The sequence below is a fragment of the Caproiciproducens puteiluti genome (genome assembly GCF_052442865.1).
GTDB lineage: Bacteria > Bacillota > Clostridia > Oscillospirales > Acutalibacteraceae > Caproiciproducens.
In genome coordinates this window covers 1,562,246-1,578,619 of the sequence record NZ_CP194790.1, presented here as the reverse complement: position 1 = coordinate 1,578,619, position 16,374 = coordinate 1,562,246, and the positions used below count along the sequence as shown (strand labels likewise).

The window sequence follows — 16,374 nt, the reverse complement described above, 5'->3', positions numbered from 1 at the left end:
AGGCCCTTCTTTTCGTTACAGCCACGAATGATTTTTTCTGATATAGAGGGACTTGACGATCTGCGCAAGCAGGGTATATCCCAGCACAATCACCGCCAGCCAGCCGAAATAGGGAAGCGGCAGAGCTGCCAGCCCAAGATATTCGCCGAGCGGCGTAAACGGGATCGCTACGCCGATCGCCATAATCACCGTAGTCAGAAGGACAACGGGAGAAGCCGCGCGGCTCTGGATAAACGGCAGCTTCGGCGTGCGGATCAGGTGGACGATCAGCGTCTGCGAGATCAGGCTTTCCACAAACCAGCCGGCGTTGAACAGCGCGACCAGCGCCGGATTGGAGGCCGTATTGCAGCCGAACACAAACCACATCAGCAAATAAGTCGCGATATCGAATACGGAGCTGACCGGCCCGATAAAGATCATGAATTTGCCGATGCTGGAAGCCTCCCATTTGCGCGGCACGCGCAGGTAATCCTCATCCATATTGTCCCACGGGATGGAAATCTGGGAAATGTTGTACAGAAGGTTCAGTACCAGAATCTGTACCGGCATCATCGGCAGAAACGGCAGAAATGCGCTGGCAACAAGCATGGAAAACATATTGCCGAAATTGGAGCTTGCCGTCATCTTAATGTATTTGATAATATTTCCGAATATTTTTCTTCCCTCGATCACGCCGTGCTCCAGCACCATCAGGTCTTTTTCCAGAAGGATGATGTCGGCGCTCTCCTTGGCGATGTCCACCGCGGTATCCACGGAAATCCCGACATCCGCCTTGCTCAGCGCCTGCGCGTCATTGATGCCGTCACCCATAAATCCGACGGTATGGCCCAGCTCCTGCAGCGCGTTGACAACGCGCGCCTTCTGAACGGGGGAAAGCTTCGCGAAGACAGTGGTATCCTCCACCTGCTTTAAGAGTTCGTCCTCGCTCATTTTCTCCAGTTGGGAGCCGAGCAGGATTTTGTCAACCGACAGGCCGACCTCGCCGCAGATTTTTTGCGTAACCCCTTCATTGTCGCCGGTCAGCACCTTGACCTGTACTCCGTACTCCTTCAAAGCCCGTATGGCGGTGGCGGCGGATTCCTTCGGCGGGTCCAAAAGGCCGAGATAGCCCATCAGCGTCATGTCGCTTTCGTCCTTGACGCCGAAAACGCCCTCCACTGCCGGATTCTTTTTTTGCGCGACCGCAATCACTCTCATTCCCTGTGCGTTGAGCTCATCCGTCATGCGCACGACCTGCCGGCGCAGCTCTCCGGTCAGGGGGACAACCTTCCCGTCGTATTCGCAGAAGGAACAAATCTCCATGACCTCTTCCACGGCGCCCTTGGTGATCACCTGTGCCTCCCCAGTTCTGTTTTTCAGCACAACGCTCATTCTGCGGCGGGAAAAGTCAAACGGAATCTCATCGACCTTTGTGTATTCATTGTTCAGATAGGTGACGCTCTCTTCCCCGGCCTTTTCAATAACGGCCAGATCGATCAGATTTTTCAGCCCGGTCTGGAAATAGCTGTTCAGGTAGGCGTGCTTCAGCACGCGGATGTCTTCCTCCCCCTGTACGTTCAGATGGCGCTCGATAATGATCTCGTCGCGCGTCAGCGTACCGGTCTTATCGGTGCAGAGGATATCCATCGCGCCGAAATTCTGGATGGAATTCAGGTGCTTGACCACCGTCTTCTGGCGCGACATGCTGACGGCGCCCTTGGCAAGGTTGGTGGTCACGATCATCGGCAGCATCTCCGGCGTCAGGCCGATGGCGACCGAAATGGCAAACAGCAGCGCTTCGATCCAGTCGTGCTTCGTGATGCCGTTGATCAGGAAGACGACCGGCACCATCACCAGCATGAAGCGGATCAGAAGGTAGCTGACGGCGTTGACGCCCTTGTCAAAGCTGGTGGGCGCGCGGTCGCCCGAAAGCTCCCTTGCCATATTGCCGAAATAGGTGAAATCCCCGGTGGCGAGCACAACGGCGGTAGCGGCGCCGCTGATGACATTGGTCCCCATAAAGCAGATATTCCGCAGATCGAACAGATTATGCCCCTCCGTGGTCTTATCCGGCTCCGGATATTTCTCCACCGGTTCGGCTTCGCCGGTAAGCGCCGACTGGCTGACAAACAAATCCTTTGCCTTTAAAATCCGCACGTCCGCGGGAATCATATCCCCGCCGGACAGCACAACAATATCGCCGGGCAGCAGCTCCGCCATAGGGATCTCTTCCCGCCCGTTTTCACGGCGGATCACCGTCGCGGTCGTCTTGACCATGGATTTCAGCCCTTCCGCTTCCTTTCCGGAACGGAATTCCTGAAAGAAGCGCAGCCCCCCGCTTACCAGGACCAGAAAAAGAATGACGATCACGGCCGCCGGGCTTTTTTCGTCCGGCTTCGCAAGGACCACCTCCGTCAGGAAGGAAATCGCGGCAATGATCAGCAGAACAAGGGTGAACGGGTTGACAAAGGCTTTAATCAGCTGCACATACCATGGCTTTGGCTTCTCATGGGAAATCTCATTGCTTTTGTACTCTTCGGAAAACATTTCCACATCGACAATGTCCAGTCCCTTTTCTCTCGTTTTCAGGGCGGAGAGCAGCATATACTTCTCCATTCTGGAGTACTCCGCCAGCTTTTGCACAATGGCCTGCGCGCTGATTCCGTTTGCCTGCAGTTTATTCTTTTTCATTTTTTGCACCTCTCTTTCAGGAATGAATCAAGCATAGAAATCCCCCTGCCGGATTTTGTGAGGCAGGGGGACAATAAACCGTATTGCTATCACATACTATTCAACTACAAGCAGATGATAGTCTCTTTTCTTCGATAAGTCAAGACCAAACCGAAAAATCAGTTTTTCAGGTAGACAGGCTGTGCCTTGACGTCCTCGGCGTAGTCCGGAATGAGCGAAGGCAGACGCAGCTTTTGTTCGAGGTACTCCGACCCGATACCCGTCGACGAGAACATCAGCAGGAACAGCATCCCCGTCTGAATCCAGAAAATCGTAACATCGGTAAGGCCGTGTACGAAGACCGCAACGACGGCGGCAAGGACAAGAATATTCATATCTCTGCCCAGATTGCTCTTAAACCGCAGAGCCAGCAGTTTCAGCTGCATAGCCACATAAAAACCGATTGCGCCAAACCCGATAAAACCGAAATTCAACAGGGTGTCCAACAGCAGATTATGGCAGTGGTAGGTTTGGTACCCGCCCAGCTGCTCACAGATCATCTGATAGGACAGTGCTCCGGTTCCCAAAAACGGATGGCGTACAATTCCCCTGATAGCGGTTGTCCAAATTGAAATCCGCTGTCCGCAGGTGCTGTCGATCGCTTCAAGACCCCTTGGGAAAATCGACGGAAAAATGAGGCTGACGGAAAGAAAAGCAACGGCCAGCAGCACCAGCCCGCCAGCCAGCCTGTATCTCTTTTTGTAAAGCAGGACGGTCATAATCGCGCACGCGGTGGCGACGAAGGCCGAAAGGCTCGCCGACAGATAAAGCCCGACCAGATTGATGCCGATAACGCCCAGATAAAAGTTTTTGTTTTTTGCCTTTGTAAAAATCCGATAGATGGCAATAATGATAATAAATTCAATCATCATGCCGTAGCAGTTCGCGTTGTGAAACGCGGAAACCGGGCGGTACCGGGGCGCGGCGCCGTAAGCGGTGATCTTCTGAAAAACCGCGATCAGCGCACACCAGATACTCGCAATACAGGACACATCCATGACCTGATCGAAAAGCTGGCGCGTCATGACGCTTCTGACATAAAAGGCACAGGTCGCGGCGGCCAGAATCACAATGGCATAGAGCATGCCCCAGTAATTGTTATAGGTGGCGGACACAAAAAAGGGAATGATTAAAAAGCCGAGCAGATATTTGGAGTACGGAGACGAAAAAGCTTTCGTCCTTTTTTTGCAGTTCATCATCGTCATCACTGCGATCCCGCAGGTTACGGCAACGCTGAAATAAAAGGGAGTAAAAATAGAGACTGTCAGCAGCAAAACGAGCAAACTGTCAAAATCCCGGACAGGCAGCTTTGTCTTCTGAAAATCAATGTTTATCATGCTGATAAGGGCCAGACCCCTTTCTTCACATATTCCTACATTGTTAAACGGTGGACCCAATTTATCCACGATATTTCATACCGCTTAATTATACTCATAATACAAATACGAAACAAGGTAAATTATCAATCGAATATCCCGCTTGGCCAAATCACAATTTGGTGATTTCGACGGAAATTGTTGCGAAATTTTGAAGTTTTTTTCAAATATTTATTACAATGACAAAAAAGCGGCTGACTATAGTATAATGAATTTCATTAAGATTAATACACGGACGGGGATAAATTCATGATGGATGCAAGCAAAATTTCCGGGCTTTCGGAAGAAGAAGTGGAAGCGCGGCGCCGGCAGGGTCTGATAAACGGCACAGAGGAAATAAAAACCAAAACGGTCGGACAAATTATTCACGGCAACCTGATCACGCCCTTCAATATATTAAATGCAATTCTCGCGGGCTTGATTTTAATGGTGGGTTCCTACAAGAACCTGCTGTTTATGGGTGTCATTTTTTCGAACATCCTGATCGGAACCATTCAGGAAATTAAGGCAAAAAAGACGATCGACCGGCTGAAGCTGATCGCTGCGCCGAAAGCGCATGTCCTGCGCGGCGGTGTCAGGCAGGACCTTCCCGTCAGCGAGCTGGTGCTGGACGACATGATGGTGCTTTCCTCCGGAAATCAGGTCTGCGCCGACTGTGTGGTCGCGGACGGCGAATGCGAGGTCAACGAGGCGCTGATTACGGGCGAAGCCGATCTGATCGTCAAAAAAAGCGGCGACCATCTTCTGAGCGGAAGCTTTATCGGGAGCGGAAGCTGCCTTGCACAGGTCGAACATATCGGTGTCGAAAATTACGCGGCAAAAATCACGCAAAGCGCCAAATATCTGAAAAAGCCGAATTCCGAAATCATGACATGGATCAATAAAATCATCAAATACACCGGGTTTTCAATTATCCCGATCGGCCTAATGCTGTTTTACAAACAAATCTATATTTCGGGACAACCCTTCAACCGCGCGGTCGTCAGCACCGTGGCCGCGCTGATTGGCATGATTCCGGAAGGGCTTGTCCTTCTGACCAGCGTCGTGCTGGCGGTGAGCGTGCTGCGCCTGGCCCACCACAAAGCATTGGTGCAGGACCTCTATTCCATTGAGACCCTCGCCCGCGTGGATACGCTCTGTCTGGACAAAACAGGAACCATTACGGAGGGAACTATGCAGGTGGACGCCGTTGTCCCCCTGTGCGACATTTCCAGGCAGGAGGTCGAAGAAGCGATCGCCGCGGTGATGAAGGCGGTCAATGACGACAATCCGACCTCCAACGCCTTGAAGGCGCTGGACCGCAAGCCCCCCGCGTGGAAATGCACAAATACGGTCGCGTTTTCTTCCGCCCGAAAATGGAGCGGGGCGAGCTTTCAGGAAGCAGGCAGCTTTCTTGTGGGCGCGGGCGAGTTTGTCCTGAAGGACGGCTTTGAGCAGATCAGGCCGGAGGTTGAAAAATATTCCTCCCGGGGGCAGCGCGTGCTGCTTCTGGCCCACAGCAAGCACCCGCTGGACGGCAGCGGCGTACTGCCCGCCGACATCTCCCCCCTTGCGCTGATCCTCCTGAGCGACAGAATCCGCAGGAACGCAAAGAAGACCCTGGAATACTTTTCTTCCCAGGGCGTCGATCTGAAAGTGATTTCCGGCGACAACGCGGTCACAGTCGCCAATATTGCCAAGAAGGCCGGGCTGAGAAAGGCCGACAGCTATATTGACGCGACCACGCTGAAAACCTATGAAGAGCTGAAAGAAGCGTCGGCGAGATACGCCGTGTTCGGGCGCGTTACGCCGCAGCAGAAGCTCGACCTGATCAAAGCGTTAAAAGAGCGGGGACGCACGGTCGCCATGACCGGCGACGGTGTGAACGACGTGCTCGCCTTAAAGGAAAGCGACTGCAGCATCGCGATGGCCTCCGGCAGTGACGCTTCCAAAACGGTTTCGCAGGTGGTTCTTCTGGATTCGGATTTCGCAAGCATGCCCCGCATTGTCAACGAGGGGCGCCGCTCCATCAACAACCTGCAGCGCTCGGCCTCCCTGTTTCTTGTAAAGGCGATATTTTCCGCGATCATCGCGGTGCTGTTCATCTTCTGCAGCTGCGACTACCCTTTCCAGCCGATTCAGTTTACGCTGATCAACGCCGTGACCATCGGCTACCCGTCGTTTATCCTGGCGCTCGAACCAAACCGGGAGCGGATCCGGGGCAGGTTTATTGTCAACGTGATCAAAAAAGCGCTGCCGGGCGCGCTGACAATGGCGCTGAACATCGTTCTGCTCGTACTTCTTTCCGGCTTCCTGAATTTTACACAGGAGCAAATCTCCACGCTTGCCGTGATCATTACCGGATACACCGGACTGATGACCCTGTTTAAAGTCTGCATGCCGTTCAATCTGAAGCATGCCGCGTTATTTTCCGTCATGACCTCCGCTTTTATCATCGCGCTGGTTTTCTTCCAGCCGTTTTTTGCCGTGGTGGACCTGACCCTGCCTATGCTGCTGGTACTGGTACCCATGTTCCTGGTGGCCACAAGCCTGATGACCGCCATCCTGCATATGATCGAAAAAGTGATCATGAAAAAAATCGGAAATTAGTCCTCAGTCGAGTTTGATTTTCCGGAAATACGCCTCCGTCGTTACTTTACCGAGCCGAAGGTACCTGCCGAGCCCATAGAGGCATTCCGGATCCTCCGTAATGTAGTTCATCCGGCTCTCGCAGGTCAGGCTGGCCTGAAAGCCGAGCTTCCGGATGATCGGTACCGACGCGCCGCTGATGGCGCCGAACGGATAAACAAACGCGGTGGGAGTATCGCCGGTATGCTCTTTTACTTTCTCCTGCATTTTGCTGAGGTCCTCCGTCAGAAGCGATGTGTAGCTGCTGACGCTTTCTCCCCGTTTCATTCCCGCCCCGAGCCGGCCGTTTTTGTTTTCATGAAGATTATAGGTATGATTCTGAATTTCCACCCGGCCGGATGCGATCATTTCATTCAGTTCATCCCAGGTGCAGTGTGAATAATTGGCGTGCTCCGGGCTGACGCTGTCGGAAAACAGGTCGGTATAGTAGCCGATTGGGGAAAGCACCATTTTCATGTTGTATTTTTTAACGAGAGGATAAGCGTAGAGATAATTGTTGTAGTACCCGTCGTCAAATGTAATCATCACTGGCTTGGACGGCAGCGGCTTCTTCTGATTTACATAATCCAGCAAATCCTGTACGTCAACCGCCGTATAGCCTTTTTTCTGGAGATACTGGAGATCTTTTTCAAAGATATCCGGTGAAATGACATACACACCCTGATAGGATTTATCTTTCAGCATACTGTGGTACATCAGGACAGGCAGCTTGATCCCCTTACCGTTATCCGTCGCTTTGGCGGGATTCACTGCGCCGAAGGCGATGATCAGTACAATGGCCGCCGTGGTGAATAACATCAGGGACAGCTTGCGGTTCATGCGGACAGTTACAAACATAGGAATTCTCCTCCTATGGAAATATATGGAGCGCGGCCGGCAGATATCACAAAAGGACAGGGCAAAGTGTCGGCTTTGCCCTGTCCTTTTCCTTTTGGAGTTTATTCTTTTGTTACGGACAGAAGAAATTTCTCTATCTCACCATAAACTTCCTGTTTATTGGTTTCGCTCAGAAGCGCGTGACGCGCCCCCGGGTATAAAACCAAGCGGACGTCGTGGCCGGTCCTCCTGAGCCTTGCGGCAACCTGTTTGACCCCTTTGCCAAAATCGCCGACGGGGTCTTTTTCGCCCGACAGCAGCAAAATGGGGATTTTCGGCATCCTCTTAAACCAACGGGAGGAACTGATCTCGGCCTGCAGATAAACGATATCCCGATAGCCGGAAACAGTCAGGTCAAACCCGCAGAGCGGGTCTTTCGTATATTTCTCCACCTCGGCCTCATCGCGCGAAATCCAGTCGTTCGGCGTCATAAACGGCGCAAAAGCCTTGTTGTATTTTACGGTGGAAAGCTTTGCAAAAAGCGGATCGTGGCTTTTTTCGCCCTTCTTCTTGACAATGGCGTCGCCGAGCCGTTTCTGGGCGGTAAGCACCCCCGAGCCGGGACTGCCGCAGGTGCCCATATAAATGACCCCGTCCAGTTCCTCACCGTATTGGGCGGCGTAGGAACGGGCCAGAAAGGAACCCATGCTGTGTCCCATCAGCACATACGGCACATCGGGATAGTCCTTGCGTATCAGGGCATACAGCTTATGCATGTCTTTTACAAGGTTCTGACAGCCGCCCTTGCCGAAATAGCCGTATTCCCCGCCTGCCGAAACCGATTTTCCGTGGCCCAGGTGGTCGTTGATAGCCACGGCGTAGCCGCTTTCAGCCATTTGGCGGGCAAAATCCATGTAAAGAAGGCTGTGCTCCGCCATTCCATGAGCAATCTGCAGCACGGCCCTGACATCCGCCTGATTGGCAGGTTCCATAACCCGTGCAAAAATCCTTTCGTCATCTGCACAGGAATCAAAAGACATCTGTCTTTCTAAAATATCCAATTGCGTCACCTCTCCATGCTGCGAGTGCATTCTGTGTATTCATTATATCGCAGAAAAAGAGGAAAATGTGATACGATTTGTAAACAAATTTATACGGAAATATGATAAATGACCAAATAATGAAAAATAGTTCCTCCAAGTACAAACAAATGCCACACGGAGTGCATATATTTGACTTTTTTCCCCACTCCGTAAATCACCGCGCCGACCGTGTAAAACACACCGCCCGCAATCAGGTTAAAAATGGCGCCCGGGTCAAGGTGCGTGAGCAGCGGCTTGAAAAAGAAGATCACAAGCCACCCGAGGGCCAGATAACAAACCATGGAAAACGTTTTGAAGCGCTTGAGATCAATCGCGTTGAGCACGATGCCGACAACGGCCACCGTCCAGACAATCGAAAACATCACCCAGCCCGTGACCCCGCCGAAGCACAACAGTGAAATCGGCGTGTAGGTTCCCGCAATCAAAAGAAAAATGGTGCAGTGATCGAGTATCTGGCAGATTTTTTTCCCCGGGCAGACCCCGAGCGCGTGATAAAGCGTGGAGACCGTATAAAGCAGGATCATGGTTACGCCGAAAATGGAATCCGCGGCAAGCGTCAGCGTATCGTGACGCCCGTTGATCAGAAGCGCAGCAAGGCCCGCGATCGCAAGACCGTCCCCGACCCCGTGTGTGGCGGCGTTGATCACTTCCTCCGCCACGGTATAGCTGGGAAGCTCCAGCTCTTTGCGGCGTGTGGTCCTCCATTCGGATTTGCTAATACTGTTATCGTTCATAATATCAACTTCTATCATAAATTATTTTATGTAGTATTAAAAACTATATAATAGTTTACAATGAAGCTTCCTGTTTGTCAAGAGCCTATCAGTCCGAAACCCCTTCCAGATTAAAAGGAGGAATAAAGTTCCGGCTGGCCGATTCCATTTCCTGCACAAAGCCGTCCAGATTCAGACGGAACAGATGCTCCTGGACCTTTTGGTATTCCCGTTTTGTGATTCTGCGGTTGATTTCGGGGTAATCCGCCGCTTTTCCGCAGGGCACATACTGCGCCATCAGGCTGACAAGCGCCCCGTCCGGCAGATTTTCGTCCAGCCAGTCCAGAACGGCAAGAGAGTTGCGCGTATTACCCGGCAGAATCAGGTGCCGCACGATCGTGCCGCGCGTCATCATCCCATCATCATCAAATTGGGCCGGGCCGGTCTGTCGCGCCATTTCCATCACGCAGGCCTTCGCGCGTTCCGCGTAGTCCGGCGCACCGGAATATTTCAGGGCAATCGGGTCGTCCGCGTATTTCAGATCGGGAAGATAGATGTCGATCAGGCCCTCCAGCAGCTTCAGCGTTTCCAGACTCTCGTAGCCGCCGGAATTGTACACGACCGGAATCCGAGATTTCCGGAGCTTCAAAGCTTCGATGACAGCGGGGACAAAGTGTGTGGGGCTGACCAGATTGAGGTTGTGCGCGCCCTGTTCTGCAAGTCGGTCGAAAATATCCGCAAGCTCGCGAACACCGACCGGTTTTCCCACCGCCCTTTCGGTGCTGATTTGATAGTTCTGGCAGAACACGCATTTCAGGCAGCAGCCGGTAAAAAAGACCGCACCGGAGCCGCGTTTTCCGCTGATACAGGGCTCCTCCCAAAAATGCAGCGCCGCGCGGGCGACGACAGGGTCCGTCCCCAGCCCGCAGAACCCGGCTCCTTCGGTTTCCGTCCGTCTGGCTTTGCAGGCGCGCGGACACAGCATACAACACTCCGTTGTCATGCTTTTTCCCCCTTCAGGCACATCATTGCGGCAAGGCCCCCGCGTTTTCCTCCGCTGGCCCGATGGGACCAGAGCCACTGCGCGTTGCATTTTGTGCAGAGCTGAGCCACCTCGATATTCTGTGAAGGCACGCCTGCTTCCATGAGGATTCGCCGATTGGCCTCCCATAAATCGATGATATATTTTCCTCCGCCTTTCTCAACGATGAATTCGTGCGGACGGATTTCGGTCAGCGCGGCAAATTCCCTGTAGACGGGAGCATCCACCTCAAAGCAGCACGGGCCGATGGACGGCCCGACGGCGGCAAGAAGCTCCTTCGGGCTGCTGCCAAATTCCCGGGCCATGGCTTTGACCATTTCGGCCCCCATTTTGGCAACGGTACCGCGCCAGCCCGCGTGGGCAAGGCCAATTGCGCGGCGCTCCGGGTCGAGAAAAAACAGCGGAACGCAGTCGGCGTAAAAAGTGGTCAGGGTCACGTTTTTTTCATTGGTGATCAGACCGTCCACACTGTTCCTGTCCCTTGGCTTCCAGATACCCGTTCCGCGGTGTTCCGGCCCCACCCGGCGCACAACCGTGTGGTGGTCCTGGGCCGACGCGACCAGCGTGGAGTAATCGAAGCCCGCCGCGGAGCAGAACCGCTGAAAATTCCGCACCACGTTTTCGTCGCTGTCGCCCCGTCCGAAATTCAGGTTCATCGAAGCATATATCCCTTCGCTCACACCGCCGGTCCGCGTGGAAAAGGCGTGACTGACGAAGCTGTATTTTTCTAAAGAGGGAAAGGTCAGAAAGACAACGCCGTCCCTTTCCTGCCGATTCATATTCTTCGCGTTATAACTCATAAAGATGCCTCCCAGGTTGATTGTATTGATTCTAGCATAACAAAAATGGGAATGCAAATCCGCGCGTAAAAAAGAGGAGAGCTTTCAGCTCTCCTCTTGAGGCCCTTCGTCCTCCGTTTTATCCTTTTCGGCATTGACCGGAAGGATCGTCTTTTTTACAACCATGCCCTCGTATTTCAGCTTGAACTGCACCCGGCCGTAAAACCTTCGGTGACAGTGCCAGCAGATGAACTCCGCGCGGTAGCTCTTGTTCTTGAGCTGCCATTCGCTCGTCCTGTGCGCCCGCCCGCCGCAGAGATCGCATTTGAAATGCATATCGCTCCGTTTGATCAGCGGATTGCTCAGGTCGCAGACGATCAGCGTCTTGAAAAGAATCCGGTTGTAAAAATCGTCCGTTGTCGCGTCCTGAATAAACGGTTCCAGCTGCCCGGGGGTATACAGCTTCTGAAAACATCGCAGAGACAGCAGGCTGTCTCCCAAAGCACGGTGATGGTCAAAGCCCTCCTCGTCGATATCCAGCAGCTGCGCGGAAGTGCTCAGGCCCATTTGCTTTGCCGGGTCGTAATCGAGCATCTTTTCGCAGTAGGCCTGAAGGTCCACATAGCGCTTCAAAAAGGGGATACGCTCGTTGCCGCAAAAGTAGCGGCAGTTTTCAATCAGCGCAAGGACATCCGACGTACCCCACGTCATGAACACCGCGTCGCCGGCCCATTTCCGGAACCGGCTCACGACCTGCATAAACTGCAGGCCGTCCTTCAGGTCTTCATTGGTAATACTGGTCAGCGTCTTGATCTTCCCGCTGATTTTCTTGCCGACCTGCGGACGGATCAGGGCCTCAAAGGTATCGATCACGTTCAGGTCACGGTCTACCTTCACCGCGCCGAACTCAATGATCTCGTTCATAAAGCCCTTGAGCCGGCGGTTGTAGGTTCCGTTCCATTCCAAATCAAGTATTACAAAGCTCATATCATTTATTTTTACTCGCCTGTTTCATCCGAAGCTCTTTACTCAGTACCATCTTACGCATGCGGATGCTTTTTGGCGTCACCTCCACCAGTTCATCGTTGCGGATAAACTCAAGGCTCTGTTCCAGGCTTAAAACCGTGTGCGGAGTAAGCTTCAAAGCATCGTCCGAACCGGAGGCGCGGGTATTGGTAACATGCTTTTTCTTGCAGATATTGACGACGATATCGTCGGACTTCGGGCTTGCGCCGACAATCATGCCTTCGTACACCTCGATGCCAGGCCCGATGAACAGGCGGCCGCGGTCCTGCGCGTAGAAAAGGCCGTAGCCGGTGGACTCGCCGGTTTCGTGCGCGATCAGCGAACCCTGCGCGCGCGTCTGGACGTCGCCCTTATACGGCTCGTAGGAATCAAACACATTGTTCATGATTCCGTTGCCGTTGGTGTCCGTCAAAAATTCCTGACGGTAGCCCATCAGGCAGCGGGCCGGAATCTTGAACTCAAGATGGGTCATGCCGGTGTCGCGCGTCCCCATGTTGAGAATTTCGGCCTTGCGGTTGCCCAGCTTTTCCATGACTGCGCCGACATAGCTGTCGGGCACTTCGATCATGAGCAGTTCCATCGGCTCGCATTTTTTCCCGTCGATGATCTTATAGATCACGTGCGGCGCGGAAACCTGAAACTCGTAGTTCTGGCGGCGCATCTGCTCGATTAAAATGGAAAGGTGCAGCTCGCCGCGCCCGGACACTTTAAAGGTATCCGCGGAATCGGTCTCTTCCACACGCATGGCGACATTGGTTTCCACCTCTTTAAAGAGGCGGTCGCGCAGATTGCGCGAGGTGACGTATTTGCCCTCTCTTCCGGCGAACGGGCTGTTGTTGACCATGAACATCATCGAAACAGTGGGCTCGTCTATCTTAACGAAGGGCAGCGGCTCAATACAGTCCGGCGCACAGGCGGTTTCCCCGATATTCAGACCGGTGATGCCGGAAACGGCGACCAGATCGCCCAGTCTGGCTTCCTGCACTTCCACCCGCTTCAGGCCCTCAAACTGATACAGCTTGGCAACCTTTACATTCTTCTGCTCGCCGTCGCGGCAGCAAAGGACAACGTTTTCCCCGCTGTGAACCTCGCCGCGCTCCACGCGCCCGATCCCGATCCTGCCGACGTAGTCGTCGTAGTCGATATTGGAAAACAGGACCTGTGTCGGCCCGTTTAAGTCGCCCTGCGGCGCGGGGATATACTGAAGGATAGCGTCGAAGAGCGGAGTCATATCCTTCCCCGGCACATCCGGGTCCATAGTAGAGTAACCGTCGCGGCCGGAAGCGTAAACGACCGGGAATTCCAGCTGGTCGTCATTGGCGCCCAGCTCAATAAACAGATCGAGTACCTCGTCCACCACCTCCGCCGGCCTCGCGCCCGGACGGTCGATCTTGTTGACGACCACAAGAGGCTTTTTGCCGAGGCCGAGCGCCTTTTTCAGCACGAAGCGCGTCTGCGGCATACAGCCCTCAAACGCGTCCACCAGAAGCAGGACGCCGTCCACCATCATCAGGATGCGTTCCACCTCGCCGCCGAAATCGGCGTGGCCCGGAGTGTCCACGATATTAATTTTGACGCCGTCGTACATGACGGCCGTATTTTTGGAAAGGATGGTGATGCCGCGTTCGCGCTCAAGGTCGTTGGAGTCCATGACTCGCTCCGCAACATTCTCATTGGCACGGAAAATGCCGCTTTGTTTCAGCAGCTGATCGACCAGCGTGGTTTTTCCGTGGTCGACGTGCGCGATAATTGCAACATTTCGAATGTCATTTCTTAAATCCATAATCGATATTCCCTCTTTAATCTAAGTTCACAAAACTTTAATATTATATCACATTCCCATATGTTTGTGAATAAGCGCCGCGAATAAAACACGGACCTATCCGACAAAAAAGCGCCGGCAGAATACCGGCGCTTCGCAATATTGGAGCGAACGACGAGGCTCGAACTCGCTACCTCCACCTTGGCAAGGTGGCGCTCTACCAGATGAGCTACATTCGCAGATTTGGTGCGTGAATAATTATATGACAAAACCCGACCTTTTGTCAAGGGGATTTTCAAAAATATTCTCCCCCTTTTTTCAATTCCCTATTTCGCATCCTTATGCTATAATAACAGACAAGACAAAAAACAAACCGAATTGTTAGGAAAAGGTGACCCTCTATGAGTTATTCCATTAATCTCGGAGACTGGAACTCCGTTTTCGCGGTGCCCTGCTCCGTAGTTGATCAACATATCAAGCTGGCCGGTTCCGTTCAGCTGAAGGTGCTTTTATGGGAGCTTCGCCACGCGGGCGACTCCTTTGAAGCGGCGGATATTGCGAAAGCGCTGTGCATTGACAAGGCCGACGTTGCCGACGCCATGCTCTACTGGCAGCAAACGGGGCTTTTCTGCGAAAAGAACAAAGAACTGACGCCTCCGGAAAAAACGGAGGCCGTACCTGAAAATAAAGAAGATGTTTTGAAAGAAAAAGAACCGGAAAAGCTGGAGGGTGAGCCCGCCGAAAAACCGCATAAGCTGCTTTCCCGCCCGCAAAAGCCCGACAACGCCTTTGTCGCGAAAAGGATCGGCGAATCGACGGAAATCGCCTGCCTGATGCAGGAGGCCGAGCAGATTCTGGGAAGGCTGATTTCCAACGGGGATTCCGCCATGCTTCTGATGCTGCACGATGATTTCGGGCTGCCCGCGGACGTGATCATCATGCTGTTGCAGTATGTGGTCAGCATCGGTAAGGCAAACACCCGTTACATAGAGAAGGTGGCCATGAACTGGGCCGACGAGGAAATCTTCACCCATGAAAAGGCGGAGGAAAAGCTGCGCAGGCTGGACGAAGGCCAAAAGGCGTGGCGCGTGATCGAGCAGGCGGCAGGTATTCCCCACCGCGCGCCCTCCACCAAGGAGCAGGCATTCGCCTCGGTCTGGGTCACACAGTGGAAATTCACTCTTCCGCTGATTCACGAGGCGTATGAACGCAGCGTGGACAACACCGGAAAATTCAGTATCAGCTACATGAACAAGATTCTGGAGCGCTGGAACCGGGAAGGCATCTCTACGCTGGAGCAGGCGCAGAAGGACAAGGAGGAAAGGGCGGCCGCGCGCAAAAGCACCAAGCCTCAAAAAACCTCCTATGACATTGCAGAATACGAGCGTTCCAGCGTTTTTGACAATTTTGACAGGAAGTGATCGCATTGGGCTACAGCAGGGAGATTTACGAAAGCGCGGAACAGATTCTTTCCGAACGCCGTAAAAAAGCGGAGGACATGGCCGCGCAGCGAAAGGCGGCGTTTTACGGAATCTGCCCGGAAGCCGCCGAAATCGAGTCCGTCCTGTCGCGCACTGCAATCGCCGCGGCAAGGGCCGTTTTGGGCGGCGGCAGCGCCAGAGAGCAGCTCACCCGGTTAAAAGCGGAGAACCTGGCCCTTCAGAACCGATTAAAAGAGAAACTGAATTCCCTAGGCTACGGCGAGCATTATCTGGAGCCGGAGTATTCCTGCAAACTCTGCGGCGACACCGGGTACGTTGACGGCAGGATGTGCGAGTGCATGAAGAAGCTTCTCCGCGCGCAGGCCTATGATTCCTTAAACGCCCTTACGCCGCTGAAGCTTTCCACCTTTGAAAGCTTTTCGCTGGATTTTTACCCGGACAAGGCCGAAAGCGACACGGCAAGGTCCCCGCGCAGCATGATGGAGAGTGTGTACCGCAACTGCCGCAGATACGCGGACAGCTTTTCCCCTTCGTCCCCCAGCCTGATAATGCAGGGGGCCACAGGACTGGGCAAAACGCATCTGTCGCTGGCCATTGCCAACACGGCCATTCAGAAAGGCTTCGGCGTGGTTTACTGCTCCGTCAACAACATGATTACCAAGCTGGAACGGGAACATTTCGGCCGCGACGAGGGAAACACCGGCCATATGATTCTGGACTGCGACCTGCTGATTCTGGACGATCTGGGCACGGAATTCCGAACCGCGTTTTCCTGCGCCGAAATCTACAACATCGTCAACACGCGGCTGATGACCCAGAAGCCAACCATCATCAGCACAAACCTTTCCATTCAGGAGCTGCAGGAACGGTACACGGAACGTTTTGCTTCCAGAATCATGGGAGATTACGTGCGCGTCCTTTTCAGCGGAAGGGATAACCGGCTGCAGAAGCTGTTAAGAAGTCAGTGCTAAAACAAAA

12 protein-coding genes and 1 tRNA gene are annotated in these 16,374 nt (G+C 53.4%); 3 read left to right on the top strand and 10 right to left on the bottom strand.

The features are described from left to right. Window positions 1-15: 15 nt before the first annotated feature. Window positions 16-2,670, bottom strand: coding sequence for a magnesium-translocating P-type ATPase (mgtA, locus tag ACRQU7_RS07530; protein ID WP_042081664.1), 2,655 nt, complete (start codon window positions 2,668-2,670; stop codon window positions 16-18). Between the two features lie 158 nt (window positions 2,671-2,828). Further along, entirely contained in the window at window positions 2,829-4,046 is a 1,218-nt protein-coding gene (locus ACRQU7_RS07525; protein WP_052010501.1) for an O-antigen ligase family protein, read from the bottom strand. 288 nt (window positions 4,047-4,334) lie between these two features. Between ACRQU7_RS07525 and ACRQU7_RS07520 the strand changes: the two genes are divergently transcribed. Then, window positions 4,335-6,674: a cation-translocating P-type ATPase gene (locus ACRQU7_RS07520; protein ID WP_444644903.1), complete on the top strand. Its 2,340-nt coding sequence runs from the start codon at window positions 4,335-4,337 to the stop codon at window positions 6,672-6,674. Between the two features lie 3 nt (window positions 6,675-6,677). Here the strand turns inward: ACRQU7_RS07520 and ACRQU7_RS07515 are convergent, their stop codons facing one another. The 8 genes from ACRQU7_RS07515 to ACRQU7_RS07480 form a co-directional block, all read right to left on the bottom strand. Then, window positions 6,678-7,550: a polysaccharide deacetylase family protein gene (locus ACRQU7_RS07515; RefSeq protein WP_444644901.1), complete on the bottom strand. Its 873-nt coding sequence runs from the start codon at window positions 7,548-7,550 to the stop codon at window positions 6,678-6,680. Window positions 7,551-7,651: 101 nt separating this feature from the next. Beyond that, window positions 7,652-8,590 (bottom strand): alpha/beta fold hydrolase, encoded by a 939-nt coding sequence (locus tag ACRQU7_RS07510; protein WP_444644899.1) that lies wholly within the window; start codon window positions 8,588-8,590, stop codon window positions 7,652-7,654. Between the two features lie 89 nt (window positions 8,591-8,679). Continuing rightward, complete coding sequence (gene trhA, locus ACRQU7_RS07505) at window positions 8,680-9,366, bottom strand: PAQR family membrane homeostasis protein TrhA (protein ID WP_444644897.1); 687 nt, start codon at window positions 9,364-9,366, stop codon at window positions 8,680-8,682. 88 nt (window positions 9,367-9,454) lie between these two features. After that, window positions 9,455-10,348, bottom strand: coding sequence for a radical SAM protein (locus ACRQU7_RS07500; RefSeq protein WP_444644895.1), 894 nt, complete (start codon window positions 10,346-10,348; stop codon window positions 9,455-9,457). Beyond that, window positions 10,345-11,187, bottom strand: a complete 843-nt coding sequence (pgeF, locus tag ACRQU7_RS07495; RefSeq protein WP_444644893.1) for a peptidoglycan editing factor PgeF — start codon at window positions 11,185-11,187, stop codon at window positions 10,345-10,347. Before pgeF ends, ACRQU7_RS07500 begins: the two co-directional genes overlap by 4 nt. A gap of 84 nt (window positions 11,188-11,271) precedes the next feature. Next, window positions 11,272-12,153: a 3'-5' exonuclease gene (locus ACRQU7_RS07490; RefSeq protein ID WP_042081659.1), complete on the bottom strand. Its 882-nt coding sequence runs from the start codon at window positions 12,151-12,153 to the stop codon at window positions 11,272-11,274. A 1-nt stretch (window position 12,154) separates the two neighbouring features. Next, on the bottom strand, window positions 12,155-13,975 hold the full coding sequence (gene typA, locus ACRQU7_RS07485; RefSeq protein WP_444644891.1) for a translational GTPase TypA: 1,821 nt from the start codon (window positions 13,973-13,975) through the stop codon (window positions 12,155-12,157). A gap of 142 nt (window positions 13,976-14,117) precedes the next feature. Further along, window positions 14,118-14,193, bottom strand: a tRNA-Gly gene (locus ACRQU7_RS07480). 162 nt (window positions 14,194-14,355) lie between these two features. On the opposite strand from ACRQU7_RS07480, the gene ACRQU7_RS07475 reads away from it, so the two are divergent. Then, complete coding sequence (locus ACRQU7_RS07475) at window positions 14,356-15,375, top strand: DnaD domain protein (protein WP_444644889.1); 1,020 nt, start codon at window positions 14,356-14,358, stop codon at window positions 15,373-15,375. Continuing rightward, window positions 15,372-16,367: an ATP-binding protein gene (locus ACRQU7_RS07470; protein WP_444644887.1), complete on the top strand. Its 996-nt coding sequence runs from the start codon at window positions 15,372-15,374 to the stop codon at window positions 16,365-16,367. The genes ACRQU7_RS07475 and ACRQU7_RS07470 overlap by 4 nt, the downstream gene beginning before the upstream one ends. Window positions 16,368-16,374 lie beyond the last annotated feature (7 nt).